Below are 25,870 nucleotides of genomic sequence, written 5' to 3'. Positions count from 1 at the left end.
ATCAGCTTCAGAACCGCGGAAATCCGCGCATGTGGGTAGTGACAAAGAAGGAGCATCACCCTCATGAAGACCAACGATTTCTACTCGATCAACGACCAGCTCACCGCCCTGTTCCAGCAGTTCGATGTCCCGTCAAGCGATGAGACCGACGACCTTCTGGACACCCTGACGCATCACGTCGCCGACGCCATCCAGGTCGCTCGTGGCGAGAAGGCGCCGGTCGACCCTGCAGCTGTCGCGGAAGCGGTCGTCGCAGCCAACTACGCAGACGAGGACGACAACCCGCGCACGGCGGAGGAGATCCTGCAGGAGCTGCTGGACGCCAGAGCTCTGGACGCCTCCGACATCCTGTCGATGATCGGCGCCGCCATCTCCGGATGATCGCCGAGGCCCACCGTCTGGAGGCCGCACTCGCACCCCCAGTGCACGGCACGGTCTGTGCGTCACCGCACACCTAGATGACCGACGTGGCAATGTCGGAGCGCCGGATTTGCCTGGTGCTGCGCTGCACTGCGAATGAAGCCATCGGCGGATCACCGCCCAACATGCACCACCCCACCTATCTGGAAGGATCCACCTTTGAGTAGCACTCTGACCCGCGGTCGCCGTTTCGGCGCCGCCCTCGCCGCAGCAGCCGTCGCTGCGACCACGATCTTCGCGGCCACTCCCGCAATGGCCTCCGGCCCCGGTGGCCTCCCCGGCGGCCCCGGTGGCCTCCCCGGCGGCCCCGGTAGCGGCACCGGCATCACGTGGATGTCCCAGCCCAACGCCGTCGGCGACCTGACTGTCGGCGACACCGTCGACTCTTACCTGATGGCGGCCGGCGCCGTCTCCTACGCCGCCGCGGACGCCAGCGTCGCAGACCTCGGCCTGAACGTCGACAGCACCGGCCACCTCACCGGCACCGTCGCCGACGTCCCCGGCGCGTACGCGTTCACCGTCACCGCCTCCGACGGCGCTGAGGGGACGTCCGACCAGACGTTCACCGGCACCGTCACCAGGGTCGAGGCTCCCGACTACCACCCGGTGTGGCTCTCCCTCACAGAACCGTCCGGAACGGTCGGCTCCCCGTACTACTTCCAGCTCGAAGCGACGAACTGGAACGGCTCCATGTCGGTCGAAGAGAACGACGGTAGCTTCAACTTCCCGCCCGGACTCAACCTCGACGTTGAACGGAAAGCCATCTTCGGCACCCCAACCAAGGCGGGCGACTACACGTTCACCCTGGTGGCGGTCGGACCGGATTGGACTCTCCGAACCCCCCACACGTTCACCATCCACATCGCTGAGGCGCAGCCGGAAGACCCGTGGATGAGCGAGACGTTCACCTTCGAGCAGGGCGCGCAGGCCCATGAACTGATCAACGTTCCCGGAGCCACCAACGTCACGTTCGGCAGCGATTCCGACACTTACGACCTGTCCATCGTCAAGCAGGGCGGCAAGTTCTACCTCGACGGTCTGTTCACGACCTACGGCGGTTGGGGCATCACCCTGAACGCAACGGTCGGCGGTCAGCAGTACGAGAAGACTCTCTACGGCACTGCCCTGCAGGGCCTGCCGAACTTCCCGCGCGAGCAGACCGAGTTCACTGGTACCGCCCGCGTCGGCGAGGAGTACTCGGCCGCGATCGTCGCGAACTACGAGGAGACGCTCACCCTGGAAGGCACCCTTCCCGCCGGTCTGACCTTCAAGTACAAGCACGGCGTCGGCATGATCACTGGCACCCCGACGAAGGTCGGGAACGTCAGCTTCAACGTCATCGCGTCCAACACGCGGTACCCGGCCGCCGGTGAGACCCGCGTGTTCAACGGTTTCTCCATCAACGTCAAGAAGGGCAAGCCCGTCGTCGACGGCTACGCTCTCGGCAACCTGACCGCCGGACAGAAGATCAACCACACGTTCACCGGCACCAACGTGGACTTCTGGCAGACGGACGGCACCCTGCCCGCAGGTCTGACCTTCAACCGTGAAACGGCAACCCTGTCCGGCACCGTTGAGTACGGTGACGAGGCGTACGGCGGATACTACGACTTCGCTGTCATCGGCAGCCAGGAGAAGACCGACGACACCGACGAGCAGGTCTACCGCGGAACAGTCACCCGTCACCACGACGGCGGCAAGAGCAACCCGGTGATCACCACTACCACTAGGGATCTCGGCAAGATGCAGCAGGGTGTCCCCTACTCGAAGCAGCTGACTTCTGACAAGGACGTCCAGTGGGAGGTCAGCTCCGGCGACCTGCCCGCCGGTATCACCCTCAGCAAGTCCGGTGTACTGTCCGGCACGCCCACCAAGTACGGACTGTACGACTTCACAGTCACCGCGTTCAACGATGAGGGCTCCATGGCGAAGCGGTTTGGGGTCGCTGTGAGGCCGCCAGTGTCCGTCAACCCGCCCGGAGGGATGGAAGAGGGGACGACAAACGCCGGCGCGACGATCACCGTCAGCGGAAGCGGCTTCGCGCCCGATTCGGATGTCACCGTCGTCCTCAGGTCCAACCCGGTCACCCTAGGTTCGTTCACCGCCGACTCCGACGGCAAGGTCGAGGCCAGTGTGACGATTCCCCTCAACACCCCCGCTGGTACGCACCACCTGTACTTCGTGGACGAGGACGGTGTCGAGTACCTCATCTCCGAGATCACAGTCGCCGCAGCCGGTGACAGCACCGATGTCATCCCCGGCCTCGGCTTCGAGGGCGCACCGTTCCTCGGTGTTGCCGCTCTGATGCTCCTCGGCGGCGCAGCCCTCATGGTCCGCCGCCGCAAGGTGGCAGCGGAGTAAACCGCACACCTGACAGCACCCATAGGAGCCCCGCCAACCACACCGGTTGACGGGGTTTCTCGTTGGATGGGGACGCCAGGGACAGCGAGGTGAACGGAGGCTCTGCCGCACACCTACGCTCTGTCCGCGGTTCGCGGCGCTGAGAGGAGCACCCGCATGCAGGTCACGTCGTACAGGTCGAAGGCAGTCATCTGCCCGAACCCTTCAGCATGCACGGTGGAGCGATTCCACTGGGACGGCGAAAACTGCCAGGTACTGAACCCGGATGCCGGGCTCCCGCAGCTGACCGTGGACACGACACCGACCGCTCCGGTCGTCGTGCAGCCTGCGGCTGAGGCGCCCATGTCTGAGCCTGTCCAGCCTGCAACGGAGGCGCCCGCGACCACCCCGATCCCTGTCCAGCCGGAACCTACACCGGATGCCCCTCAGAACGGCGAACCGACCGGCGTCTTCCATCGCCTCGAAGCCCGGACCCGGCAGGGGCGTTCCTGGGAGGCCGCGTACTTCGACCGGGTGAACGCGCGGATCGCCAGCGACGTCGCTGCTCTCCAGAAGCCGGCATCCATGAAAGGCGAGGAAGGCCAGACTTACAAGGATCAGGTGGCCGCGATCGTAGACCGGTGGCATCCCGACCGCCCCAACCGGTACCACGGTGTTCTGATCGACGGCGACGAGGCACGCAAAGCCGCAGAGCTCGGGTTCATCATCGTCGACGAAATCCATGACGCGCACACGGCGAAGCGAGCAGCGGACTTCATCGGCGGGGTTGCGACATCCCGTGCCGAATACGAGCAGCTGACCATGAAGTACCCGGGGAAGCACGCGGCGCAGATCTTCCCGAAACTGCAACTGATACCAGGAGGTGCAGCGCGACGGGGATACTCAATCGGGGGAGCACGTTCCGGCGCCCGGAAGCCGGAACCGCTCCCGTTGTGGCGGCGACTGCTCATCGCGTTCGTCGACAAGATCCGCTGACCGTCGCCGGCGGTGGCATCGGGGCAGAACTTTGGTCGGCCGCGGATGCCGCCATTGCGGTACTGTCTCCACCATCAGGGGGCGCGCTGCGCCCTCCCAGATGGGAGCAAAAGCTATGAGTGGTCTGATGCAAACACCCCACCGAGCTGCTTACGTCTGCCGGGGATGCGGCACTGAAATCGCATCGCCGAGCAGCTTCCAGAAATGTCCCGTCTGCGGCATCAAGATCAGCTGAGGAACGCCTTCGATGGGCTTCTTCTCACGCTTGTTGGGAGCACGAACCTCAAAATCTGCAAGCCCGCGGTCACCAGCACCTGATCTCCTCTACGTTCCGCCCGCACGTGTTCAACCGGTCGAGGACTGGCAGCACAGGTTGGACAGGTACGCACACAAGGTGGCCCGCCTGCTTCATGAGGACGGTGTCCCCACGTACTCGCAGCTGCCAACCTGGAACGTGACGTACCCGTTCTGGGTGATCTCCGTATCAATCAGCGAGGGATACCGAACTTGGTGGACAGCGAAAGATGAACCCTTCCCGCTGTTCTATTACCGCGGCGGTGGATTGCTGCTGACCGTCGACGGGCAGCTCATCGCCACCGGTGACGACTCGGTGGCTGTCGTTCGGAAGGGAAATCCACTCGAGTTCTCCGACTTCAACCGATGGACCTCCGACTGGTCCAGGTTCGACCGAACAGGATGGGCTCGAGACAACCGCGGGTACTGGAAGTCCGTGCAGATCCCTCGACGCCTGGAAGCCGAAGAGTGGGAGAGGCGGTACGACACGAGGTGGCTGACTCGACCTGCTGACGGGCGTGCCACCTCCGCTGCTCTCACCGCATTCCTGCGCGACAGACGTACGACTTGGCCTGACAGAGCGAACCTCTAAACGGTTCCTCGGTTCCAGGATGGCGAACCTCGTATCGATGTCGACCGGCCGGATCCGAGGTTGTCCGCACATGTAGGTGTCATGACCACAGTGACCCACAAGTCCGGCGACCTTTTCACCTCTGACGCACCCGCACTCGGGCAGGGGGTGAACGTTGTCGGCGCCATGCACGCCGGCATCGCGAACGTGTTCCGTCTCCGGTTCGCCGGCATGTTCGACGCGTACGCGAAGGTGTGCCGCTCCGGCGCCCTCATCCCCGGTGGGATGTTCTTCTGGCCGGCAACCGAGGAGCTCCCCGCGGTGTACAACATCGCCTCCCAGGACCAGACAGGCCCGAACGCCTCCCTCGACTGGCTGGAGACCGGCACACGCGCCGCACTGCAGCACGCCGACCAGAACGGCATCACCCGCATCGCCCTGCCGCAGATCGGCTGCGGTATCGGCGGCCTCGTCTGGGAGGACGCCCTCCCGGTGCTGGAGAAGGTGGCTGCGGAGTACCGCTGCGACCTGGAACTGTGGACCTACGAGGGATAGCCCCGCACACCTACGACGGCATGAACTACACGAAGCCGGTATCCGTCACCTCCTCCGGGCACACCTACGAGAAGAGGACAGGGCACTTTCCGACGAAGCTGCAGCCGGCCTCGGATGCGTTCCTGACCCACGAAGCGGTGTTCGGCACCGCCGAGTTCATGGCCGCTGCCGAGCTCGACAGCGCCAACGTCGGTGATGACGTCACCATCCACTTCAAGTCCGCTCCACCGACCGGCGGCGTCCTCGAATCCGTCCGCGATGTGTTCGGGATGAAGCAGGTCGTCATCGACGGCACCTCGTTCGTCCTCGACGAAGATGTCACCGTGTCTGTCGCGAAACGGGACATCCGGGCGGAGATCCTTACCGAACCGGACCTGCATGTCCGCCGGCACCTGATCGACCTGCACACCCCACCTGAAGACTGACCCCGGCCGGCGCCCGCCACATGCCTCCTCCCCGACCAGCAACACCGATCGGAAGGCAGCACGGGTGGAGATCTCAGCCCTACTCATCTTCGTAGCCATCGGCATGACCGTGTACCACTGGAACCGGGAGAAGATCGACGGATGGCGGGAACGCCGTGCAGCAACCGCCGCCGCCGAAGTCGAAGCTGCGATCGCTGAAGCCGCCGCAAACTCCGTGCAGGCTCCTGCCAGCACCGACGTCGCCGTCACCTCCGAAGACACCGCCAGGGCCCTCGTCGCCCTCCTCGACGCAGACGTGTTCGACGCAGCTGACGTCGCCGACGACCCTTCCGGCGCCTGGCATCTCTCATGGCCGGACACCACCCCGCCCATGCACGTCACCGTCATCGGCACCTCCTGGTCGCTGGTGCTCGGACCGAAACGGCACACCGGAACCATCGACGACATCCAGGTCCTCGCCGGTCGCATCGAAACCGTCCATTCCCTCTCGTGACCGAGCCCGCCCCGAAACCGGTTCCGACCGCACATGAAGGCCTCATGACCGCGTACGACCCGACTGCACCGACCGTCCCCGTTGAACTGGCCGCCGGCACCCTCGTCGTCCGCGACGGACGAGTCCGGGAAGTTGTCAACGTCGAACGGTTCCAGCATGGAACTCTCGCCGTCACCCTCGACGACCTCACCCAGGAATACTGGGCGCCCGCACGGTGGATGCAGCTCGCCAGCCGCAACGACGTGGAGACGCACCTGCAACGGGTCGACCGGAACCTCGGCTGGGCCGTCGGAGTGGCCGTCGGGATCGTCGCCGACTTCGCAGCCGTGTACGCCGGAGTGTTCGAAGCGCCATCCATCACTGCCCTCGCCGACGACACCAGCAAAGTCATCCTCGTGCTCGGCATCCCAGCCGCCACCGCCGCAGTCCTCGGTTCGCTGTTCCAGTCATTCCGAGCTTCCAGCATCCTCCGCCCCCACCTGTCACGAACGGCGGAAGCTCACCTGGACCGGATCAGCAACCCCCTGAACTTCTACGAGCCGGCCTCAGCCGTCCTGTGAACCCACCCGCACCCACGCACTTCCCCTCACCCATCAGGAGCGCCGCATGACAGACCGCATCGTCAGCCGAACCATCACCCGCCTGCAGCTCGGCGAAACAGTCCCCGAAGCTGACCTGCTCCTGGCAGCGGTGGACGTCATCCGCCGCCGCGACGAAACCATCGCGAAGCTCCGCGCCTACATCGACCCGACCGCCCCGGAACTCCCCGTCGTCGACGGATGGACAGACAAGATCGCAGCTCTCCGTGCTCGGATCTCCTCAACGGACGGCGCCGAGATCCTCGACCAGGTGGCCGAGTACTTCGCCATCGACCGCGACCTCATCGGATTCCGGGCACACATCAAGCCCGGCCCTGCCCGCACCGAGGAGGACATCGCCCCCATCGTCACCGGGCTGCGTGACCTCAACCTCGACGGAGACGCGAAAGCCCTCGCCCTGAACGCAGCCGACACCATCGCCACCCTCACCGCAGAGCTCGCCCGCCACCGCGCCCGTGACCTTGAAGCGGAGGAGGCCCGCACCGCCGAGTTCGCTAAGGAGCGAGTAGAGCGCAAGGAGTGGCTGGCCGGCAGGGACGAGCGCCCCTCCACCTACCTCGGCCGGAAACAGCCCGGAGCTGACGCCACGTACTACGGACCTGACGACGTTGTCGTCGACGGCGACTGGCTCGAATCGCATGAACGCCGCGCCACCGCGGACGCGAAGAAGTTGACGAAGATCCAGAAAGCAGTCCGCGACCACCGTCGAACCGACGAGCAGAAGCTCGACACCATCGCCCGCACCGTAGGCGTCTTCTTCGACTGACCCTGCGGGGAACCGCTGCCACATGTCTGGACCCCCCCCCCCCCCCCCCCCGCCACACCGAACCGATTGGAAAGCAGAGATGGGCAAGCCCGTAGCCGCATTCAGCCTCCCCATGCCGATGACTGCGATGGAGGAGATCGGCCGCGCCATCGAACGCATCTATGGCACCGGCGAGACGATGATGGCCGCCGACGGCGACACCATCCGAGTCATCGCCCCGGAGGGTGGGTTTGGACCCATCGTCACCGGCCGCCGGAAGGCGAACCAGATCAGCCGTGAGGACATGATCCTGCATCGCCAGTCGATCAGGGACGGGGAGATCGAAGTCACCCTCGAAGACACCCAAGGCGCCACCCTCGTCCTCGCGGAGCTCATCCACCGCTGGTTCAGGATCGTCGGCGGCACCAACTACGTCGAAACCGACATCATCTACCCGGACGATGAGTCCCTGTACACCTTCACCGTCCAGCGGAAGACCGGCATCACTCCGCACGCAGCGCGACTGGAAGCGGAAGGGCGAGCGATCGCCGCTGAAACCCGTGTTGCTGAGCTCGAGGCGGAACTCGCCGAGCTCCGCGGAGCGCGCGGACTGGAACCCACGACGTCGAGCTAGGCTTCCCAGCTCGCTACCTGGGATTTTCGCAGCACCCAACTAGAGATTTTCGCGCGCCCCGGCCGTCGGAGGCTCACGCCAGCGAATCCACCGGATGCCGCACATGAAGGTACCGCCACATGCCACCCGCATGCCACACCGCCCGGTGTGACCCACTCGCACGTTCCCTCTTGAAAGGAGAAGTCGCTTGCTCGACTTCCTGTTCGGCCCCGCTTTCGGCATCATCTTCGCCCTTGTCGTCATCGGCGTCATCATCTTCATCTACGCCAAGGTCCTGTACCGCAACGTCTCGCCCGACGAGGCGATCGTCGTCACCGGCAAGCGCTCCAAGCGCAAGCTCGTCAACGGCATCGAGGCGGAGCAGTCCGGCCAGCGTGTCGTCCACGGCCAGGGCGTCTGGATCATGCCGTTCTTCCAGAAGGCGCACAAGATCTCCCTCCGCTCCCGCGCGATCGACATCCAGGCGGTAGCTCAGACGAACAACGGCATCACGATGAACGTCGACGCTGTCGCCATCGTCAAGGTCGGATCCACCGAGACCGCGATCCGCGCCGCCGCGCAGCGCTTCCTCGGCCAGGACAAGAACATCGACGGGTTCGCCCTGGAGGTGCTGTCCGGTTCGCTTCGCTCGTCCGTCGGCGCCACCGACGTCCTCACCATCATCACGAAGCGTGACGAGCTGTCCGCTGCGGTGCTCGACATCGCCCGCCAGTCGCTGGAGAACCAGGGCCTGGACGTCGACTCGTTCGAGATCAAGGGCATCAGCGACAACAACGGCTACATCGAGGACCTCGGCCGCGCCGAGCAGGCGAAGGTCCGCAAGACCGCCGAGATCGCCGAGTCGATCGCGAAGAAGGAGGCCCGCGAGGCTGCCGTCTCCGCTGAGCAGTCCATCGCCGAGGCTGAGAACGCCCTCGCTCTCCGCAAGGCTGACCTGCAGAAGGCAACCGACAAGGCTGCCGCTGAGGCTGCAGCCGCTCGCCCGCTCGCCGAGGCGCAGTCGCAGCAGGCCGTCGTCGCCCAGCAGGAGATCACCGCCCAAAAGCGCGCTTCGCTGCGTGCCGCTGAGCTGGAGTCCGAGGTCCGCGCCGTCGCTGACGCTGAGGCGTACCGTGTGACGAAGATCGCCCAGGCGAAGGCTGACGAGAACCTCATCGCCGCCCACGCTGAGCGCGACTCCCGCATGGCTGCCGCTGCAGCCCTTGAGGCTGAGGGTGAGGCTGAGGCGAAGGCCATCTACGCGAAGGGTCAGGCTGAGGCCGAGTCGACGAAGGCTGCAGCTGAGGCTGTCGCCCAGCAGTCCGAGGCGCTGCTCCAGCTGAAGGTCATCGAGGCGCTCCCGCTGATCGCCCGTGAGCTCGCCGCTCCGATGTCCAACATCGACAACCTCACCGTCATCTCCACCGACGGCGCCGGTCAGCTGGCGAAGAACGTCGTGTCCGGCATGACCGAGGTCGACTCGATGCTGTCCTCCACCATGGGCATCGGCCTGAAGGACCTGCTCGGCTCCGTCATCGGCGGAACCGCAGCCGGCAAGGCTGCCGGTCACTCCGCAGCCGCCACCGTCACCCTCCCGAAGGTGGAGCTTCCCGCGTCCATCGACGTGAAGGTCGGCAACACGGCCGAGTAGTTCAGCTCAACACGAAGGCGGCTGCTGCCGGGTTCACACCCGTGCGGCAGCCGCCTTTTCGTTTGCCCGCCGGCTCGCGCCTTCCACCGCAGGCTTACGGCTTCACGTCCACCGCTCCGCAGTCCTGGCAGATCGTCTTCTGCGGTCGGGTGTCGAACCCGGCGAGCCCCACAACGTCGTCGCGGCCGCACTCCCCGCACACCTGGTCGCGGGGTGCGCCCGGAATCGGATCCGCTCCGAGCGCGGCGAGGAGGACCCCGACAGCTTGCCGGCGGCCGCCACCCACCTGCCCGGCGGCTCGGCCGATCGCGGCGGCGGAGAACATGTGGAACACCATGAACTCCACCTCACGCTCCACCTTCTTCCGCAGCTTCCGGTCATCCCGGTCGTCCCGAACCTTCTGCCTGGCGTCCTCCATCGCGTCCTCGAGGAGGCCTTCGGTGAAGCGGCGCATGGTGTCGTTGATCGAAGTCACAGCTGAAGCCTTCCGGTTGGTGGCGGGGTGCCGGCTCGATCGTATCGGCGGTGGCAGACACGGGTGCTGGAACAGAACGGCGTCAGACCGCACATGGAGGTGATGACACACAAGGAGAACCCACCCATGCACGCCACCGTCACCCGATCCCGTCTCTGGGTTCGCGGCTGGTCCGACAAGGACATCGCCGAGCATCTCGGCGACCCTGCGACGCAGGCAGCTCGGAAGACGGACGACGCATGGGATGAGGAGACCACCCTGAAGGTGGAAGCCACCGGGGTGATCACCCTGTCATCGATCGTCACCGGTATCCGCGCAGTCGAGGAGCAGGCGTACGTCCGCGGCCCCGTCGTTCAGGCGTGGATGCAGCCTCGGAAGCCGGTCCGGTACTCACAGCACCGCCGCCGCGCAGCGTGAAACGCCACATGTCTTGACAGCATGAGCACCCCACGCCAGAACACCGTTACAGCCTTGGTCGCAGCCGTTTCGATCACCTTCATCGCCGGCGCGTTTCACACCGTCTTCCACGCACCTCGCACACGCCGCGGCCGGATCCTGACGAAGGTGGTGGAGTTCAACGGCACCCGCCGCCCGAAGTACCGCCTCGACGTCGACTTCCACGGCCGCCGCGGCTGGGTGTACGTCACCGAGACGGTGTGGCACTTCGCCAACGTCGGCGACATCATCGACTAGCCCCCTCTCTCGTCGCAGGACAGCTCCGGTCCGCACATGAGGGAGGCATGAAGAAGATCCTCACCGTCGTCGCATCTGCCCTGGCCGTCGCGGCCCTCGCCGCCTGCTCCCCGATCTCCTCCGGGACCATCACCGGGAAGCACTACGAACCGGCGTACACGTACGTGTCGACCACATGTGCCGCCTACGACAGCAAAGGCAACTGCAGCGTGACGATGCCGCTCACCAACTACGTCGACGACGAATACCGCCTCGACATCACCCGGGGCGGCAAGGACGGCTGGGTGATCGTCAGCGAGCACACCTACGACGGCGCCCGCGTCGGTGACTACTTCAGCGGCGGGGACGTATCAGCGGACTGGTGAGCATCATCTGAGCTCCCGCGAGCAAACCTCGTGAAGGCATGAGAAAGCCGGCACCCGCCTGGGGTGCCGGCTTCTGCCGTCTCTGGTTACTGGTCTTCTCTGATGGTCTCTTCGGCGGGCGGTCCGGCAAGTTCCTGCCAGAGCCGCATCTGCTCTTCGTATTCCCGCTCCGGCGCGACGTCGAGGAGGGGTTCGTACCTGTCGCGTGTCATGTCTTCTCCAGGGGGTTACGGCCCCGGCAGGCTTGTCGGGGCATGTGAGTTTAGCTTGAGCTGTGCGGGGTTCAGTTCCCGGTTTCGTCCGTGTCGTCCGGGCCGGTGATGAACTCATCGCCCGCTGTGTCATCGTCGTCTTCTCCGGTGAGGGCGGCCAGCCAGGCGGCGGCTTCATCGGCGACACTGTGATGCTGCGGGGCGGGGAGCCCATCGATGTGGCAGATCGCTTCTGAGTACTCGTTCGAGTAGGTGAACGCCACATCCAGTGCGATCGGCGACTCCGGGTCGGCGATCACCACAGCGCGGAGTCGGGCAGCTTCACGGTCCGTGATCACCGGCGGCGACCAGTCATCCGGCTGCGCCTTCATCTTCATCCGGTGACGGATGAACAGCTCGACAGGGCCGTCAACTCGTTGCCCGTCTTCCAGCCATTTCGACTTCGCGGCGTGGTTCCTGGTGGTGACGGGAAGCTGGATGGCTGGCCCGTCGAGCCGGTGCAGCTTCGGGACGCCGTGGTCGTAGTCCTGACGGAAGTAGCGTCGCTCACCGTCGTCGTAGTGGACGACGAGGGTGTATCCGCCGGCCCAGTGCGGCTCCGGCTCACCTTCGACGTCGAAGTAGCGCATCTCGTAGGCGTTGCGGGCGTTCAGGTGGGCCCGGACGCGGATCATGCCGTCCTGGTCCTCCCAGTGGAGGTACCCGGCTTTCGTGACACCGGTGAAGGTCAGCCGAACATCCTGCTTCGTCTCCGGTGCGGGGATCAGCTTCCCGCCGATCCACACCTGCCGGTTGCTGCGGCGGTCGACGGCGTAGCCGTCCTCCCGGTGCAGCTTCCCGTCACGCCAGTAGGAGTGGCCGTCCGAGTGTGTTCGTTTCTCGTTCCAGCCTCCGGTCGGGTGGTACGACGAGGTCTTCTGGTGTGCAGGTGTGGTGCGGGGATCTGACAAGGTCAGCCCTTCTGTCGAGCGAGCGTCCTGCTCCTCGGGGCGGTTCAGACGGCTTCCTGCCGGATCTGAGTGAGGATCGTTGCGGCACGAGCCGGTGACACGTTCATCCAGGAGCTGATGTCATCCGCGGTGACCTGGGTCCCTGCGGTTTCGAGCTCCCGGACTTTCGCGCCAGCTTCAGCGCGGGTCATCGGCTTCGTGGTGGTGCGAGGGGCTGCAGCCTTCTTCGTCTCCTTCGGAGCCGGCTTCGAGGCAGGCTGCGGAGACGGTGCAGCTTTCGGGAGGACCGTCTCGGGCACCCAGGTTGGGTGTGCGTTGCTGGCAGCCAGTTCCGGCGCCGGCGCGGCAGGCAGCTCCACGGCGACTGGACGGGGAGGTTTGGGAAGCTCAGTGACGGCCGCGTCTGTGAATGCTGCGTCGGTGACGACAGCCTGCGGGGCGCGGTGCGCCGGAGCGGCCGCGGCAGGCAGCTCGGCGGCGGGTGACGCCTTCTGCGGCCGGACCGGGTCGGGCCGGTTGTGGTGTGCGATGACGATCACGAACAGGTGGACGGACAGCAGGATGCCGACCGCGGGGACGGCGCCGACGAGGAACAGCTCCGGCAGGGACACGTCCGCTCCGGTGGCGTGGATGCCGTTCGCCCAAATGGACACGGCCCCGAACAGGATCAGGATCGCCCACGGGTACCAGGACACCCGGACGCCGTGGCGGTGCAGCATGAACGCCGCGAACGTGGACACGACGATGGTGCCGTCCACGATGATCGGCCAGCCGAAGGCGACGTCCTTGTGGATGCGGGCGAGGATCGCCAGGTCAACCTGGGACTGGAACGAGATCACGAACGCGTTCGCGATGATGACGACGAGGGTGAGCGCGACCGGCCACAGCAGCCACCGGACCAACCTGTCTGAAGGTCGTCCGGTCTCCTGCTGGAGGGTGAGCGTGGGGTCGGCGGAGTCGTGCATACCTCCTCCATGCGCGGATGTCGGCGCTTCTGCACAGTTCCGGGGTCGCGGCCCGGCCGCGCTTCGCCACATGTCCTTCCAGGGTCCGGGCTCAGCAGACGCTGCCAGCCGCAGAACCCCATCTTGGAGAACCACCCCATGAGCACCAACATCATCGTTTCCGCTTCCGCTCGCACAACCGTCGACGCCGACCGGTGGACGTTGCAGATCGGGCTGAGCTTCCCGGGGCGCCCGTCCGAGCTGGAGCTCGAGGCGGAGCTGGGAGGTTTCATCGACTCCCTCACCGACGACGCCCTGTCCGTGCCTTCGCTGGTTCGCGCTCCGGTGCTGTCCGACCCGAAGTTCCGTGAGGAGTTCGGCCGCACTTGGACCGCTGACGTCACCCTGAACGTGGAGACCGCTGACATCGAAGCCGCCGTGCGCTGGCTGGAGGAGAACGGGGTGTTCGACTCGGACGACGTCACCGTCGTCGAGGCAACCCTGACTCCGCACGCTTCCGCAGTGGTGGCTGCTGCCGCGCTCGGCGTCGCCCGAGCCGACGCTGTCATGCTCGCCCACAGCAACGCTGAAGCGTACGCAGCCCTGCTGTACAGCCCGGTGAGTGGACTGTCGCTGACCGAGCTGAAGGAGGACTCCTCTGCAGTGCGGCAGCCCGCACCGCGTCTCGTCCCCGGCCGCCGCACCGGAGCAGGTCACCTGGCTTTCGCTGAGGTGATCCTCAGCGTCGCTGACGTCGCCGACGTGGTCGCCGAGGCTGACATCGCCGTCACAGGGACCTACTTCACGAACGCGTGACCCAGCACCGATAGCTGAAAGGCTCTGATGGCTGAGACCCTGTACGACATCCTCGGCGTCCACCGTGACGCCACCGCCGCGGACCTGACCGCTGCGCGCGACCTGCTGCGCCAGGGCGGGTTCCGCGAAGACGAGCATGCCCGCATGGTCGAGTTCGCTTACGACGTCCTCAGCAACTCAGAACGCCGCCACGACTACGACTCGAAGATCCTCCCCGCACAGGCGAACGCTGCGCCTGTCGAGTCGGTCGAACCGCCGGCGAATCACGCGCCCGCTGTGAAGGTCGCACCGGAATGGCGGTTGGATCGAACCGACGCCGCAGCCGAGACAACCCCACGCCCTTCGTCGCCATGGTCGACGATCCCTCTGTCGCGTCAGCCGGCCGCCGCTGAACCCCAGCTGACAGGCCCAGCCCAGCCGGCGTGGGCCCCCATCCCACTGCACCGACCGGTCGCAGCAGAACCTGCGGCACCTCAGATGCCTGAACCTCCGACCCGCACCCAGCGACTCTTCCCAGCCGGATGGGCGAACAGGGGATACGTGCTCGCGGGAGCAGCAACCGTCATTCTCGGCTCATCCGTGTTCGTTGCGACCCTCCCCGCACCGGATGACACCACCTTGGTCGTGCTCGCTGCGATCATCGGAATCATCGGCGCCGCACAACGGCGGTTGAAGCTGTGGGCAGCCCTCGCCCAACTCGCGCCTGTCGCCGGCGCCGTCCTCTCACTGGTCGGGGTGATCGACGTCGTCTCCCCCTCCGCCGCGGCTGCCACCATCGCCGCGGTCGCCGGATGGTTCCTCGCCGGCGCTGGCATCAGATCGTGGAGGGCCCTCTCGACCGACCGCGGTCTGGTGCACCGATGGGAGCTGCTGAAAGCCTCCGCTGCCGCAGCAGAAAACGGAGGGCCGTTCCTCGTCACAGCGATCGACGGAACCTCCGCGTTGGTGCAATCCACCGACGGCCGCGAGTTCAGCATCGACACGTGGGGGAGAGCTCAAAGGAACACGTGGGTGGTGCTGAACAGCGAAGCAGTGATCGTCGCGACCGCACCCGGCCGCAGCTCCACAGCATGGGTGAACAACCGCCGACGTGAAGAGAATGCAGGCACCCGGAAACGCCGGGATTCTGCAGAGGACACGCCCGCGAGATAAGGTTTCCTCCGGATGAGCGCAACCACACACTACGAACTCCTCGGGATCCCCGAGGACGCCGACGACGACACAATCGGGAAGGCGTACCGGTCCCTGATCCGGCACTACCACCCCGACCGCGCCGGCACGACGGGCGCTTCGATGTCCCAGAAGCTCAACGAAGCGTACGCGGTGCTTCGCGACCCCGACACCAGACGTCTCTACGACCGTGACCGTGTGCAGGGTCCCGCATCCAGCACCACGAGCGCCGCGCCTGAACCACGCCCGGAACAGGCACCCCAACCTGCGGCGCCGGCGCCGCGCCCGGACATGACCGGCACCTGGCGGCGGCTCCCGCTTCGCGTCCGCCTGGTCCCGCCCGGATCCGGGAAGTACTTCCTCGCAGCAGTCGCCTTCGTCGCCGTGGCCGGCATCTTCGCATGGGGTTTCCGCTGGTACGAATCCGCCGTCGACACCGACCTTGACTTCCGTCGGGACGCGTACATCTCCGCAACCGCCTGGGCTTGCTACATGTGGGTGTTCGGGGCGCCGGCGATCCTTCTGGCCGGACGCGGATGGCTCGGCCTCATCACCCGGTACGCTGCGCTGGCCATCTACGTCGTCGCCTGGGTCACAGTCCCGCTGTCCCTGCTGTTCGGAGCGTTCTACCTGAGCAGCGCCGCCTGGGTCATCCCCGTGGAAGGGGCCCTCCTCGCAGCCGGGTACCTGTTCGGGTGGCGATGGTCGCTGTACCGGGCCCGAGCCACCGACGCTCAGAAGCTGGAACGGCTGATGTTCGAAGGTGTTCGGGACGGGACCGGGCCGTGGAAGGTTCTCGAACACGCCGGCGGCGACTACTGGCTCGCCGAGCATCCCGAGAACGGCGCTCGCTTCAACCTGAAGATGATCATGGCCAAGGTGGAACCCGGAATGTGGGTGCTGCTGAACAAGTTCGGGAAAGTGCTCTCCTCTGTCCCAGCGACAGCGACGGTCACCTGGTCGGAACTGAAGGATCTTTTCCGAGCACGCTGAGGCCGCGAAACCCGAGCGATCCGCACATGTGGTGTTTATGACCATCACCGCACCCGCGCCGCTTCTCACCGGAGAGCGTCAGCCCACCCCCGAGCAGCAGATCGCTCTGGACCTGGCCGACACGAACGAGAACTTCGTCATCATCGCCCTCGCAGGCACAGGCAAGACCACCACCCTGCAGATGATCGCCCGCCGACGCCCCGAGCGTCGCGGCCTCTACCTGGCGTTCAACCGCGCGATCGCACTGGAAGCAGCGGAGAAGTTCAAGGGCACCAACGTGGACGCCCGCACCGCTCACTCGCTCGCCTACGCCACCCACGGCGCACCCCGCCGAGGACGCCTGGACAAGCGACTCAACGCCACCGACAGCGCCAAGGCGCTGGAGATGGACCGCATCGACATCCCCGGCTACAAGATGGTCCACAAGGTCGCCGCGAACTCTGCCATGAAGATCGTTATCGACACCGTCAACCGGTTCTGCACCACAGCGGATGAGGAGATCGGCCGTCAGCACGTTCAGCTGCCCGCCCGATTCCTGTTCTCGGTGTCCGACAAGGCGAAGGCGATCATCGGCAACGACGTCGTCCAGCTCGCCAATGCCGAGGAGGTCGAGGACAACGCCACCCAGCAGCTGATCGACGAGGTCGTCCGCTGGGCGAAGATCTACTGGCAGGACCTGCTGGTCGTCGACGGCGGCGGTGTCGTCGTCGAGTACGACGAGAACGGGTTCGAGATCCCCGCCGACCCGTACGCCGAGGTTCGCATGGCCAGCGGTGTGCTCCCCGTCACCCACTCCCACTACCTGAAGATGTGGGCGCTGTCCAAGCCGCAGCTGCCGTTCGACTACATCATGTACGACGAGGCGCAGGACTCCGACCCTGTCACCACCAGCGTCGTCCTCGCCCAGAAGGGTGCACAGGTCATCGTCGTCGGCGACCGGCACCAGGCGATCTACAAATGGCGTGGCGCGGTCGACGCCCTCGACGGGTTCGAGGGGGAGAAGATCGCCCTCACTCAGTCGTTCCGTTTCGGTGAGGAGATCGCCGACTTCGCCAACGTGTTCCTGGAGACCCTCGGCGCGGATCTCCGTGTTCGCGGAACCGAGGGCAAGCGCGCCTCCGTGCACACCGACCGCCACTCCGACCGACGTCCGGATGCCGTGATTTGTCGCACAAACGGTGGCGCGATGAACGAAGTGCTCTTCTTCCTGAAGCAGGGCCTGAACGTCAACATCGCCGGTGAGAAGAAGGCTGCCGAGCTCCGCTCCATCGCCCAGGCTGCGATCGACCTGGACAAGAACGGGTGGACCAGCCACCCCGACTTCGCCGGGTTTCGGAAGTGGCAGGACGTCCTCGACTCCGTCGCCTCCGAGGACGCAGACGAGAACACCAACCTGGCCTCGATGATCAACACCATCGTCCGGGTCGGCGCCGTCGACGTGATCGCCGCGATCGACTCCTGCGTCCCCGCTGACCAGGCTGACATCAGCATCTCCACCGCCCACGTGTCGAAGGGGCTCGAGTGGCGCCACGTCCGCATCGGCGCTGACTTCCCCTACCCGAAGATCGACAAGGAGACCGGCGAGTTCAAGCCGTTGAAGGCGGAGGAGGCGCGCCTCATGTACGTCGCCGTCACCCGTGCGATGCGCCACCTCGACGCGAAGAACATCGCCTGGATCTACGACTTCGCTGCTGGTGTCACCGAGGACGAAGCAGAAGCCCGCTAGAAACAGGCGGCCTGAGCCGGATGTCTGCATTGCGCAGGCGTCCGGCTCTTTCTGTGTTCAGGGACATTCTTCGGCTGCGCCGCACATGAAGGTGACGACGAAGCAGGACCCACCCCATTCCGGGGCTTACGGACACACTCGCCGAACCATCGCATCACCCCGGACCTGAACCGGCCGTAACGTATCGATCCGCACCGCTCTGGAGGAACGCTTTGCCCACTGACACGATGACCCACTACACCGTCCTCGGCGTCACCGCCGACGCGTCCACCGAGGACATCATCAGGTCATACAAACGACTGGTGAAGATCTACCACCCCGACATCGCCGGCCCCGGCGGCGCAGCGATGGCCGCGAAGGTAAACCACGCATACGACATCCTGCGAGATGACGCCCGCCGTCGAGAGTACGACGGGAAGCTCGTCATCGCGGAAGAGAACGAGCGTTACGAGCAGCAGCAGCGCGAGCAGGAGCGTGAGCAGCCGCGGTACGAGCAGCCCCGATACGAGCAGCCCAACTACCAGCAGTCGCCACCGAAGCAGGAGAAGCCGAAGCCGGCCCCGGAGCCGGAGAAGCCCATCTACCCGTGGGCTGTCAAGCGTGCCGGCACCATCTACCCGGATGCCGGACCGAAGCCGTCGCTGCTCGCTGGCATCCTTCCTGCCCGCGGGATCCCGGGACTCCTGATCTCGATCATCCTCGCCGTTGCCGGGGTCGCAGCCGCGTGGGGCCTCTTCCTTCTCCTGCCCGCGGACGAGATCGGTGAGTCCTGGCACAACGCCGCCGGCTTCGCCGCCTGGTCTTCCGTGTTCATTCTCCCGATGGCGTTCGTCGTCGGGACGCGGATGAGCAGCTGTCTGCAGATGTTCGCCGTCCTCGTCGGCGCCGGCGGCGTCCTCGTTTACGGGTTTATCTGGTTCACCGGCGTGTTCGGGGCGTGGGGTCTCGGTGGAGGCGCGTATCACCTGGTGTTCGCTGCACTTGTCGTCTGGTTCCTCGTGAGCATGGCAGCTCTCAGCTACCACACTGCTCGTCACCGTGTTGTCGGCAGCTGGGAGTTCGCAAACGCACTCCGCCTCGGCAGCACCGGTGGAGGCTACGGCCCCTACAAGGTTGTGAAGTGCCGTGACTTCGGAAAGGTCGACGTTGTCGAGCACTGGTCCACCGGCGATCGATTCCGCTTCCCCGGCGAGGCCAAAGCATCAACCGACGAGATCCTCGTCTTGGCAGAAGACGGTCAGGTGCTCCTGAAGGTCGCAGCCGGTACCGCCAACGACTGGAAGAAGACCGAAGCCCGAGCCGGCCGCTAATCCTGCCCACCCCGCAAGTGCGGAACAATCCGGACCGGAAGGAAGCCTAATGAGTGCAGCAACCCATTACGAGACGCTGGGCGTCGCCGACACCGCCACCGATGGTGAGATCGTCGACGCGTACCGCACCTTGATCCGGCACTACCACCCGGACCGCGCCGGTGAGGCCGGTGCGACGATGAGCCAGAAGGTGAACGAGGCGTACACGATCCTGCGGGACGTGGACGCCCGGAAGGTGTACGACCGCGGTCTCGCCCGCCGAGCTCGTACAGGTCAGCCCGTCCCGGATCGCACCTCGGCACCCAGTTACCAGCCGGCGCAGTCTGCACCTCAGGCCTCGCAGCAGGTGCCGGCGGCCACCCGCCCCTCGTGGAAGCAGCGGAACTTCCCACCCGGGTCAGCCCGCGACCTGACGATCGCCGCCGCGTTCTTCTTCGCCGGCATCCTGTCCAGCGCCGGACTGTACTACTACCAACTGCTGCTGAACCCGGTCCAGGACGCCACCCGGGACGCGTTGATGGCCGGCTCGTCAATCGCCCAGATGATTGTCTGGATCGGAGTCATCGCCGTCCCGTTCGCCGGCTGGAACAACAACCGGATGATCCTCGCCGTTCCCGCCTTCTTCCTCGGCGGCGTCCTCGCAATCTGGGGGCTGCTGTCCCTGATCTTCGACATGATGCCGATGCACCGCGAAGGCGGATGGGTACCGATCGTCACCCTCATCTTCATGGTCCTCTCCTGGTGGTACGTCGCACTGTGGCACGCCAGCCGCGGCGGGAAGATCGAACAGGTCTGACGCTCCAACGCGGTCGGCCTGGCCGGGCGCACTAAACCGGAGCAGTCCGCACATGTGAGTGGGAGAAGAACACTCCCACACACGAAGGACCGCTTTGAACTCCCTCTGGAACGACAACGTGGACCGCGACGTCCACTCGCACCGCAGCTCGATCTCCACCTGCGAGTTCAGGATCAGGGCAGCGGAGAAGGAAGCCGCCGAGTGGCGCCGGATCGGGGCTGCGCACCCGTTCGCTCACATCTGGAAGCCCCTCACCTGGGCGGTCGGGCTGGCGCTGCTCGCCGCGGCTCTGCTCTGGTTCGGGTTCTCCGTCCCGAAGGACCTCGGCGACCGGGTGGGACCTCTCGGGGTGCTGGCAGCCATCGCCGCAGGCGTCTTCTTCCTGGTGGTGTGCTCACGCGTCCACGACCTCTTCTCTTGGAAGAGGGAAGCCGCTGACAGCGACAATTCCGCCTCGCGGTGGGCTGACTACCGCGAGGAGTACCAGGAGCTCCTGGATGGAGCGCTTGCCCGTCAAGTGGAGCGGGCCCAGTTCATCCAGACCGTCAACCAGCTCCCCAAGGTGATCGGGTCCATCAGCACCGTCGTCGACACCACCGACCGGGACTGGACCGCCGACGACGCCGACGCCCGCCTGTACGCGATCGTCCACGGCCACACCGACTTCGACGAGGTCGCCGCGAAGCACAACTGGTCGGAAGACGTCATCGCCCAGCTCCGGGCAGCGCACAAGTCATACGCCGCTGTCACTGTGAGCTCGTGACACTGCTGGGCTGGCTCAGACGCACCTCGGAGGCTGCACGCACCCGAGCCGAAGACGAAGCCGCTGAAGAACTGAAGTTCCGCGAGATCCTGCACGAGCACATCCGCACAACCACCATCTGACCTGAGATACGGAGACACCATGATTGAGAAGTACCGAATCGCCCTCGACCTGCGCAAGGAAGCCAGAGCCGCAGAGCGAGACATGAACCGAGCAGCCACCTACGCGTCACGGCCTTGGGAGACCACCTTCACGGTCCTTCTCGTCGCCGGGTTCGTCGCCTTGTACGGCGCCACTCAGGCGTGGCTTGTCACAGCTGGCGGCCGGGGAGAGGTCACCGAACCGGAACATGCCGCCGCCACAGCGGTCCTACTGTTCGGCTCCGTCGCCGCCGTCGCACTCATCGTCGCTGTGATCCGCAGCGTCCACACCCTGGTCGTCAACGCTCGGCACCGCGGAGATTTCGACGCCAGCGTCGCCGAGTACCAGGACGCTGCGGCGAGAGCAGATGCTGCCCTCGCTGAACTCGCACCCGACGTGAACCGATCCGGCGACATGGAGATCCTCCGCGGCATCTGGCTATACGAAGCCGCCCACGCAAAGCGTCAAGCGAAAGTCGTCACCCGAACCATCGCTGGCAACACGTTCCTGCTGTTCGGGTCGGCCGTGTTCGCCGTCGGCGGCACCATCTTCGCAAGTCAGGCCGGTGGAAACCTCGGACTGCTCGGCCAAGCAGGCATCGCAGTCATCGCCGTGGCCGGGGTCGGGCTCTTCACTCCGAACTTCAAGACGCTGCTCACCAGCGACGCGGCTGAGATGCGCCGCATCCTCACCGCGAACCGGCTGGCCCAGTCGAACCTCGCCGTCACCCAGCCGGCCGCCGCGTAACCCGGAAGGACAGCATGAACTCCGAACTGATCAAGTCGCACCAGAGGCGACTCAACACCACCGGCTACCAGGTCAACTCTGTGGAGGCGACCCTGACCACCCTCCGTCGTCAGCAGCAGATGACCGCCTGGCGGTACGCGCGTCCCCGCGTGATCCGAGCAACGATTTCTGTCGTCGGCCTGCTGGTGTTCGGCGTCATCGGCATCCTCGCCGGCTTCGACATGCTCGGCGGGCTCAGCCAGCTGGGTCGCATCCTCGGGATCGTCTTCACCGTCATCTTCCTGATCGATGCGCTCCTCGCCATCCTGGACCTCATCGGAGATCTCGGTCGACACCCCAAGATCGCCGATGACATCACCCACTACGAAGGACGAGTGGCTGCCCTCAACGCCGAGTATGAGGTGGCAGCCCGCGCCCTGAGCGCCGCCCACGCGGAAGAGGTCGCAGAGGCAGAGTTCCAGGCAGCGTTCCGGCGCCGCATCACCGACGGTGACCTGTCCGAAGCGTCGATCGCAGCGCTCACCAACCCGACAGGATCACACGCATGAACACCTGGTACAGCCAGCGGAAGCTCGACAATCTGCACTATTCAGTCGGCATCGCCAAGGAGATCCTTCGAAAAAGCCAGCAGAACCTGAAGTCGGCGATCCGCGAACGCGACGCCGCAGCCGAATACGCCGAGAACCCCGGCAAGCCCGGAACCTGGAAGCTGATCCTCGGCGTTGCGATCTTCGGTGCGTTCATCGCACTACTCGTCCTGATCCTCGTGCATGTCCTCCCGATCAGCTACGTCGGGCTCGGCATCCTCGTCGCCGCCGTCGGATCCGTTTTCATCGGCTGGTACGCCAACGACCGCACCAACATCACAGACCGGTTCAACGCACTCGACCGAGCCGAAGCATGGGTGGAGAAAGTGGAGGACTGGGTCATTCGTGACGAGCAGTACCTCGCCACGTCGGAGAGGAAACTCCGGGACGAGGAGACGTTCCAGCGCCGGTACCGGGGGCTCATCATGGCCGCCGGGGCGTTCGTCGACCTGTTCTGATTATCCACCGGGCCGGGTACCGACAGTTCTCTACAGCTCCGCACATGAGGGCTGTGAAGTAGCCAGGCCACACCTGCCGGCACGCATCCTGAAGGAGCATCACGTGAACACCGATCAACTCGCCCAACTGGGCTTGCTCGCCAACGAGCCCGACCGGCTCAGCGTCACCGACCTGCACGACCAGTCGGAGCGCACCCTGGTGTACGGGTACACGCCGGAGCGAGACTCCTTCCACATGTACCTCCTGGGCGGTCAGATCCACCTCCACATCTACAGCCACGCGAAGGTGTCGCTATTCCACGAGGCGGCTCCGAAGTGGAACCCTGAGTTCCTGAGGCCGAACAAGCGCGCGTATCCCCAGTTCACCGACTTCGAGTTCGCTGTCCTGATGAAGCGCCTCGACTGGGCGCTGGAGTTCGCCAACTTCGAGGAGCCGAATCGTCCCGGCCCGTTCTACGGCCTGGTCCTCCGATGACCGCCACCACAGCTGAGCCGACCCTCAGCACCGCAGCCGCCCGCGATCTGAAAGTTCGCGAAGCCTTCCTCGACGACACGAAGAACCACCGGCTCACCATCGTCCGCGACGACGGCGTGTACCGGCACCTGTACTACGGCGCGCCCGGCACCGGCTGGGGTTCGTTCAACGTGATCACCACACCCGGCGCCCTCACCGTGTACGGCGACACCGGCACCTACGTCTTCGAACGCCTCGACGACATGTTCGAGTTCTTCCGCGGCAAGCGCGGCATCAACCCGCACTACTGGGGCGAGAAGATGACAGCCAGTTCCGACTTCAAGGAGCACTCAGTCGACGCCGTCATGGAGTTCCTCGACGACACCGTCACCGACTGGCTCGACGAGAACGCAGACGCCGACGACGCCTGGAAGCAGGATCTCCAAGACGCTGTCGCGCAGGAGCTCGCCTGCTACGCCGACGACGACTCCGAACTCCGACGCGCCATCGACCAGTTCCAGTTCGGAGACTGCCGGTTCTACGACGTCTGGGAGAACGACTTCACCGTCTACACCCACCGATTCCTGTGGGCACTGTGGGGGATCGTCACGGTCATCGCCCAGTACGACGAACAGAAAGCAGGCTCGTAGAACCGGACCGAGGGCGCCGGCTCGGTGGGGCACTTGCCACATGTCTGAGAGCCGGCTGACCGTCAGCCGTTAGGACGTGTCATCTCTGTGCTTCGCCTTCTCCGACTCCTCCGGAACCCCCGAGCTGCGATCGATCTCGCATCGATCATGGTCGGCGTCATCGTCATCGCTCTCGTCGGGTCAATCATCTCCGCAACCGTGTTCGGTGTGATTCCCTGGTCGCAGCGCGAAGCCGCGAAGCAGGACCTCGCCACCGTGCGGGTCGCTGAGTCCCTCGCCAAGATGCTGCCGGAAGCTGGCGGGAAGTATCTGGAGTACGGGATCCTGTCAACCGCGCCGGTCGACCTGATCGAGCACAAGACAACCCTCGACGTCACCACCGACACGGACGGCACCTGCTGGGTCGCAGCGATCAGGTCAGGGGACGGCAGCTTCTTCTACACCACCTCCCAGAGCCCCACGGTTCGCGACTACAAGTCCGAAGCCGACAGCACCCACGCAGACTTCTGCGCTCCACTGCTCCGTCCGCTGAAGGACGTCATCGCAGGAATCGCGCTACCTGGCGACGACTTCACCCCGCCGCCCCCGCCGCCCGTCCTCCCGATCGCCCCGACTCTCACGGTCCCGACTCTGCCCGCAGGGAAGGTCGGGCAGGTCTGGGGTCCGGTCACGATCTCCGCGACAGGCCGCCCGACCGTGTTCACATTCGCGGTCCAGCCGGCTGACGGCCTGTCGAAGCTCGGACTCGCACTCGACGCGAGCACGGGCGTCATCTCTGGGACCCCGAACCAGATCGGCGTCTCCAACTTCACCCTCACCGCCACGAACGACGGCGGGACGAGCTCCCCGGTCGCCGGCCAGATCATCATCACCACCGACCCGGTGTTCGCCGGAAACAACACCGACGTTGAGATCGTCAGCGATCAGGGCGGCCGGATCTACCAGTACGTGAAGTCGGGGACCACCGACGTGATCACCCAGCTGACGAACTTCACGAAGCCGGCCGTTGCGATCTCCACCAACGGAGCCGGCAGGACCTACATCATTGACGGCCAGGGAGACATGTGGGGCCAGGGTGGAACCGCCCTCGGCGACGGACAACCTGTGAACACACCGGCGTCCCGGACCGCGCAGATCGGCGCCGGCGTGAAGTGGAAGGAAGTAGCTGCTGCCACCAGCGCTGCGATCGCGTTGTCCCAGGACGGCGACATCTACTCGTGGGGCTCCAGCACAGGAAACCTTCTGGGTAGCGCCGCCTCGGACACAGTAAAGCCGACAAAGATCCCCACATCGGTCAAGTTCAAGCACATCAGCGCCACTCAGACATACGCAACCGGAGCAGTCGGGATCGGCCTCGACGTCGACGACCACATCTGGATGTGGGGCAAGTCCGACCAGGGGAGCGTTCTCGGCGGATCTGGAGTCGTGACCCTCTCCGTGCCCACACAGATGTTTGGGACCACCACCTTTAAGTCGGTGGAGATCTACGGGTACCAGGCCATCGCCATCGGAACAGACGGCAAGCTCTATACGTGGGGCATCGCCGGCCTCAGCAAGGCAGGGACCGGAGTGGCATCCGTCACTTCCGCCACGCCCGTTGCCGCTAACCTCGGCGCGTACCCATCGGCGAAGTTCAAGCAGTTCTCAGTAGGCTCCTCAGCTGCCGCAGCCCTCGACGAAGACGGACACATCTACACGTGGGGCACGAACAACAGCTCTGGTCTGTCTCTCGGGTTCGGGGCTTCTCCTCTCACTCAGGGCACGCCGAGGCTGCTGGACACCGTCGGAACGACAACGTTCGCGTCTGTGGACGTCAGCGGGTACAGGGTCACAGCTCTGGACACCAGCGGGAACGTGTGGATGTGGGGAAGGGCTGGCATGACGGCGCCGGCGATCATCCCGCCTCAGTAGGACACCG

At 65.4% G+C, this 25,870-nt stretch carries 31 protein-coding genes; 27 read left to right on the top strand and 4 right to left on the bottom strand.

The annotated features are described in order from the left end of the window. The first annotated feature begins 63 nt into the window (after positions 1–63). The 10 genes from ASF30_RS09980 (at position 64) to ASF30_RS09930 (ending at position 9,702) form a co-directional block, all read left to right on the top strand. Entirely contained in the window at positions 64–381 is a 318-nt protein-coding gene (locus ASF30_RS09980; RefSeq protein ID WP_055905504.1) for a hypothetical protein, read from the top strand. 198 nt (positions 382–579) lie between these two features. Further along, positions 580–2,781, top strand: a complete 2,202-nt coding sequence (locus ASF30_RS09975) for an Ig domain-containing protein (RefSeq protein ID WP_055905501.1) — start codon at positions 580–582, stop codon at positions 2,779–2,781. Between the two features lie 156 nt (positions 2,782–2,937). After that, positions 2,938–3,756 (top strand): hypothetical protein, encoded by an 819-nt coding sequence (locus ASF30_RS09970; RefSeq protein ID WP_055905497.1) that lies wholly within the window; start codon positions 2,938–2,940, stop codon positions 3,754–3,756. Positions 3,757–4,723: 967 nt separating this feature from the next. Continuing rightward, the gene (locus ASF30_RS09960; RefSeq protein ID WP_055905491.1) at positions 4,724–5,176 is read left to right on the top strand and encodes a macro domain-containing protein; all 453 of its coding nucleotides are present in this window, start codon (positions 4,724–4,726) and stop codon (positions 5,174–5,176) included. A 20-nt stretch (positions 5,177–5,196) separates the two neighbouring features. Then, on the top strand, positions 5,197–5,601 hold the full coding sequence (locus ASF30_RS09955; RefSeq protein WP_055905488.1) for a hypothetical protein: 405 nt from the start codon (positions 5,197–5,199) through the stop codon (positions 5,599–5,601). Positions 5,602–5,665: 64 nt separating this feature from the next. Continuing rightward, positions 5,666–6,094 carry a hypothetical protein gene (locus ASF30_RS09950; RefSeq protein ID WP_055905486.1) on the top strand — a complete coding sequence of 143 codons (429 nt, stop codon included), beginning with the start codon at positions 5,666–5,668 and terminating at the stop codon, positions 6,092–6,094. Between the two features lie 44 nt (positions 6,095–6,138). Beyond that, positions 6,139–6,654: a hypothetical protein gene (locus ASF30_RS09945; protein ID WP_082467686.1), complete on the top strand. Its 516-nt coding sequence runs from the start codon at positions 6,139–6,141 to the stop codon at positions 6,652–6,654. 46 nt (positions 6,655–6,700) lie between these two features. Further along, complete coding sequence (locus ASF30_RS09940; RefSeq protein ID WP_055905480.1) at positions 6,701–7,459, top strand: hypothetical protein; 759 nt, start codon at positions 6,701–6,703, stop codon at positions 7,457–7,459. Between the two features lie 79 nt (positions 7,460–7,538). Further along, the gene (locus ASF30_RS09935) at positions 7,539–8,072 is read left to right on the top strand and encodes a hypothetical protein (RefSeq protein WP_055905477.1); all 534 of its coding nucleotides are present in this window, start codon (positions 7,539–7,541) and stop codon (positions 8,070–8,072) included. Positions 8,073–8,259: 187 nt separating this feature from the next. Continuing rightward, positions 8,260–9,702: a flotillin family protein gene (locus tag ASF30_RS09930; protein WP_055905474.1), complete on the top strand. Its 1,443-nt coding sequence runs from the start codon at positions 8,260–8,262 to the stop codon at positions 9,700–9,702. Positions 9,703–9,796: 94 nt separating this feature from the next. On the opposite strand, the gene ASF30_RS09925 is transcribed toward ASF30_RS09930, so the two are convergent. Continuing rightward, positions 9,797–10,177, bottom strand: coding sequence for a hypothetical protein (locus ASF30_RS09925; RefSeq protein WP_055905471.1), 381 nt, complete (start codon positions 10,175–10,177; stop codon positions 9,797–9,799). 126 nt (positions 10,178–10,303) lie between these two features. On the opposite strand from ASF30_RS09925, the gene ASF30_RS09920 reads away from it, so the two are divergent. From ASF30_RS09920 to ASF30_RS09910, 3 genes are read left to right on the top strand one after another with little or no spacing between them, the layout of a single operon-like run. After that, the gene (locus ASF30_RS09920) at positions 10,304–10,594 is read left to right on the top strand and encodes a hypothetical protein (protein WP_157497164.1); all 291 of its coding nucleotides are present in this window, start codon (positions 10,304–10,306) and stop codon (positions 10,592–10,594) included. A 21-nt stretch (positions 10,595–10,615) separates the two neighbouring features. Beyond that, positions 10,616–10,870 (top strand): hypothetical protein, encoded by a 255-nt coding sequence (locus ASF30_RS09915; protein ID WP_157497162.1) that lies wholly within the window; start codon positions 10,616–10,618, stop codon positions 10,868–10,870. 47 nt (positions 10,871–10,917) lie between these two features. Then, positions 10,918–11,235, top strand: a complete 318-nt coding sequence (locus ASF30_RS09910) for a hypothetical protein (RefSeq protein ID WP_055905461.1) — start codon at positions 10,918–10,920, stop codon at positions 11,233–11,235. 86 nt (positions 11,236–11,321) lie between these two features. Here the strand turns inward: ASF30_RS09910 and ASF30_RS23460 are convergent, their stop codons facing one another. The 3 genes from ASF30_RS23460 to ASF30_RS22985 all read right to left on the bottom strand — a co-directional run bounded on the left by ASF30_RS23460 (position 11,322) and on the right by ASF30_RS22985 (position 13,362). Then, positions 11,322–11,447 (bottom strand): hypothetical protein, encoded by a 126-nt coding sequence (locus ASF30_RS23460; protein WP_268765550.1) that lies wholly within the window; start codon positions 11,445–11,447, stop codon positions 11,322–11,324. 71 nt (positions 11,448–11,518) lie between these two features. After that, positions 11,519–12,397 (bottom strand): hypothetical protein, encoded by an 879-nt coding sequence (locus ASF30_RS09905; protein WP_055905453.1) that lies wholly within the window; start codon positions 12,395–12,397, stop codon positions 11,519–11,521. Positions 12,398–12,441: 44 nt separating this feature from the next. Further along, positions 12,442–13,362 carry a DUF2637 domain-containing protein gene (locus tag ASF30_RS22985; protein ID WP_055905450.1) on the bottom strand — a complete coding sequence of 307 codons (921 nt, stop codon included), beginning with the start codon at positions 13,360–13,362 and terminating at the stop codon, positions 12,442–12,444. Positions 13,363–13,500: 138 nt separating this feature from the next. Between ASF30_RS22985 and ASF30_RS22980 the strand changes: the two genes are divergently transcribed. From ASF30_RS22980 to ASF30_RS09835, 14 genes are all read left to right on the top strand, one after another. After that, entirely contained in the window at positions 13,501–14,157 is a 657-nt protein-coding gene (locus tag ASF30_RS22980) for a hypothetical protein (RefSeq protein ID WP_055905447.1), read from the top strand. A 27-nt stretch (positions 14,158–14,184) separates the two neighbouring features. Then, complete coding sequence (locus ASF30_RS09890; RefSeq protein ID WP_055905444.1) at positions 14,185–15,309, top strand: hypothetical protein; 1,125 nt, start codon at positions 14,185–14,187, stop codon at positions 15,307–15,309. A 12-nt stretch (positions 15,310–15,321) separates the two neighbouring features. Then, positions 15,322–16,320: a J domain-containing protein gene (locus ASF30_RS09885; protein ID WP_055905440.1), complete on the top strand. Its 999-nt coding sequence runs from the start codon at positions 15,322–15,324 to the stop codon at positions 16,318–16,320. Between the two features lie 37 nt (positions 16,321–16,357). Further along, positions 16,358–18,046, top strand: a complete 1,689-nt coding sequence (locus ASF30_RS09880) for a UvrD-helicase domain-containing protein (protein ID WP_055905437.1) — start codon at positions 16,358–16,360, stop codon at positions 18,044–18,046. Between the two features lie 227 nt (positions 18,047–18,273). Further along, positions 18,274–19,356, top strand: coding sequence for a J domain-containing protein (locus ASF30_RS09875; protein WP_055905434.1), 1,083 nt, complete (start codon positions 18,274–18,276; stop codon positions 19,354–19,356). A gap of 49 nt (positions 19,357–19,405) precedes the next feature. Next, a complete protein-coding gene (locus tag ASF30_RS09870) occupies positions 19,406–20,152 on the top strand; it encodes a J domain-containing protein (RefSeq protein ID WP_055905430.1) in 747 nt (248 codons plus the stop codon). A gap of 94 nt (positions 20,153–20,246) precedes the next feature. Further along, a complete protein-coding gene (locus tag ASF30_RS09865) occupies positions 20,247–20,915 on the top strand; it encodes a hypothetical protein (RefSeq protein WP_055905427.1) in 669 nt (222 codons plus the stop codon). Beyond that, positions 20,912–21,037 carry a hypothetical protein gene (locus tag ASF30_RS23455; RefSeq protein ID WP_268765549.1) on the top strand — a complete coding sequence of 42 codons (126 nt, stop codon included), beginning with the start codon at positions 20,912–20,914 and terminating at the stop codon, positions 21,035–21,037. Before ASF30_RS09865 ends, ASF30_RS23455 begins: the two co-directional genes overlap by 4 nt. A gap of 19 nt (positions 21,038–21,056) precedes the next feature. Then, positions 21,057–21,803 (top strand): hypothetical protein, encoded by a 747-nt coding sequence (locus ASF30_RS09860; protein ID WP_055905425.1) that lies wholly within the window; start codon positions 21,057–21,059, stop codon positions 21,801–21,803. Positions 21,804–21,817: 14 nt separating this feature from the next. Then, entirely contained in the window at positions 21,818–22,351 is a 534-nt protein-coding gene (locus ASF30_RS09855; protein ID WP_055905421.1) for a hypothetical protein, read from the top strand. Continuing rightward, complete coding sequence (locus ASF30_RS09850; protein WP_055905418.1) at positions 22,348–22,848, top strand: hypothetical protein; 501 nt, start codon at positions 22,348–22,350, stop codon at positions 22,846–22,848. The genes ASF30_RS09855 and ASF30_RS09850 overlap by 4 nt, the downstream gene beginning before the upstream one ends. A 103-nt stretch (positions 22,849–22,951) precedes the next feature. Continuing rightward, positions 22,952–23,323: a hypothetical protein gene (locus ASF30_RS09845; protein WP_055905417.1), complete on the top strand. Its 372-nt coding sequence runs from the start codon at positions 22,952–22,954 to the stop codon at positions 23,321–23,323. Further along, positions 23,320–23,952 carry a hypothetical protein gene (locus ASF30_RS09840; RefSeq protein ID WP_055905414.1) on the top strand — a complete coding sequence of 211 codons (633 nt, stop codon included), beginning with the start codon at positions 23,320–23,322 and terminating at the stop codon, positions 23,950–23,952. The genes ASF30_RS09845 and ASF30_RS09840 overlap by 4 nt, the downstream gene beginning before the upstream one ends. A gap of 87 nt (positions 23,953–24,039) precedes the next feature. Continuing rightward, a complete protein-coding gene (locus ASF30_RS09835; RefSeq protein ID WP_055905411.1) occupies positions 24,040–25,863 on the top strand; it encodes a putative Ig domain-containing protein in 1,824 nt (607 codons plus the stop codon). Positions 25,864–25,870: the final 7 nt, after the last annotated feature.

The organism is Leifsonia sp. Leaf264, assembly GCF_001422325.1.
GTDB lineage: Bacteria > Actinomycetota > Actinomycetes > Actinomycetales > Microbacteriaceae > Orlajensenia.
The sequence above is the reverse complement of the archived record's forward strand: the minus strand, read 5'-3'. Positions and strand labels throughout refer to the sequence as shown.

Excerpts from the sequence above, each read along its gene's own strand:
- ASF30_RS09850 (WP_055905418.1), top strand. The coding sequence starts at position 22,348 with ATGAACACCTGGTACAGCCAGCGGAAGCTCGACAATCTGCACTATTCA.
- ASF30_RS09945 (WP_082467686.1), top strand. The coding sequence starts at position 6,139 with ATGACCGCGTACGACCCGACTGCACCGACCGTCCCCGTTGAACTGGCC.
- ASF30_RS09980 (WP_055905504.1), top strand. The coding sequence starts at position 64 with ATGAAGACCAACGATTTCTACTCGATCAACGACCAGCTCACCGCCCTG.
- ASF30_RS09940 (WP_055905480.1), top strand. The coding sequence starts at position 6,701 with ATGACAGACCGCATCGTCAGCCGAACCATCACCCGCCTGCAGCTCGGC.
- ASF30_RS09860 (WP_055905425.1), top strand. The coding sequence starts at position 21,057 with ATGATTGAGAAGTACCGAATCGCCCTCGACCTGCGCAAGGAAGCCAGA.
- ASF30_RS09875 (WP_055905434.1), top strand. The coding sequence starts at position 18,274 with ATGACCCACTACACCGTCCTCGGCGTCACCGCCGACGCGTCCACCGAG.
- ASF30_RS23460 (WP_268765550.1), bottom strand. The coding sequence starts at position 11,447 with ATGACACGCGACAGGTACGAACCCCTCCTCGACGTCGCGCCGGAGCGG.
- ASF30_RS09890 (WP_055905444.1), top strand. The coding sequence starts at position 14,185 with ATGGCTGAGACCCTGTACGACATCCTCGGCGTCCACCGTGACGCCACC.
- ASF30_RS09955 (WP_055905488.1), top strand. The coding sequence starts at position 5,197 with ATGAACTACACGAAGCCGGTATCCGTCACCTCCTCCGGGCACACCTAC.
- ASF30_RS09935 (WP_055905477.1), top strand. The coding sequence starts at position 7,539 with ATGGGCAAGCCCGTAGCCGCATTCAGCCTCCCCATGCCGATGACTGCG.
- ASF30_RS22985 (WP_055905450.1), bottom strand. The coding sequence starts at position 13,362 with ATGCACGACTCCGCCGACCCCACGCTCACCCTCCAGCAGGAGACCGGA.
- ASF30_RS09885 (WP_055905440.1), top strand. The coding sequence starts at position 15,322 with ATGAGCGCAACCACACACTACGAACTCCTCGGGATCCCCGAGGACGCC.
- ASF30_RS09870 (WP_055905430.1), top strand. The coding sequence starts at position 19,406 with ATGAGTGCAGCAACCCATTACGAGACGCTGGGCGTCGCCGACACCGCC.
- ASF30_RS09915 (WP_157497162.1), top strand. The coding sequence starts at position 10,616 with ATGAGCACCCCACGCCAGAACACCGTTACAGCCTTGGTCGCAGCCGTT.
- ASF30_RS09920 (WP_157497164.1), top strand. The coding sequence starts at position 10,304 with ATGCACGCCACCGTCACCCGATCCCGTCTCTGGGTTCGCGGCTGGTCC.
- ASF30_RS09910 (WP_055905461.1), top strand. The coding sequence starts at position 10,918 with ATGAAGAAGATCCTCACCGTCGTCGCATCTGCCCTGGCCGTCGCGGCC.
- ASF30_RS09880 (WP_055905437.1), top strand. The coding sequence starts at position 16,358 with ATGACCATCACCGCACCCGCGCCGCTTCTCACCGGAGAGCGTCAGCCC.
- ASF30_RS09840 (WP_055905414.1), top strand. The coding sequence starts at position 23,320 with ATGACCGCCACCACAGCTGAGCCGACCCTCAGCACCGCAGCCGCCCGC.
- ASF30_RS09970 (WP_055905497.1), top strand. The coding sequence starts at position 2,938 with ATGCAGGTCACGTCGTACAGGTCGAAGGCAGTCATCTGCCCGAACCCT.
- ASF30_RS22980 (WP_055905447.1), top strand. The coding sequence starts at position 13,501 with ATGAGCACCAACATCATCGTTTCCGCTTCCGCTCGCACAACCGTCGAC.
- ASF30_RS09960 (WP_055905491.1), top strand. The coding sequence starts at position 4,724 with ATGACCACAGTGACCCACAAGTCCGGCGACCTTTTCACCTCTGACGCA.
- ASF30_RS09855 (WP_055905421.1), top strand. The coding sequence starts at position 21,818 with ATGAACTCCGAACTGATCAAGTCGCACCAGAGGCGACTCAACACCACC.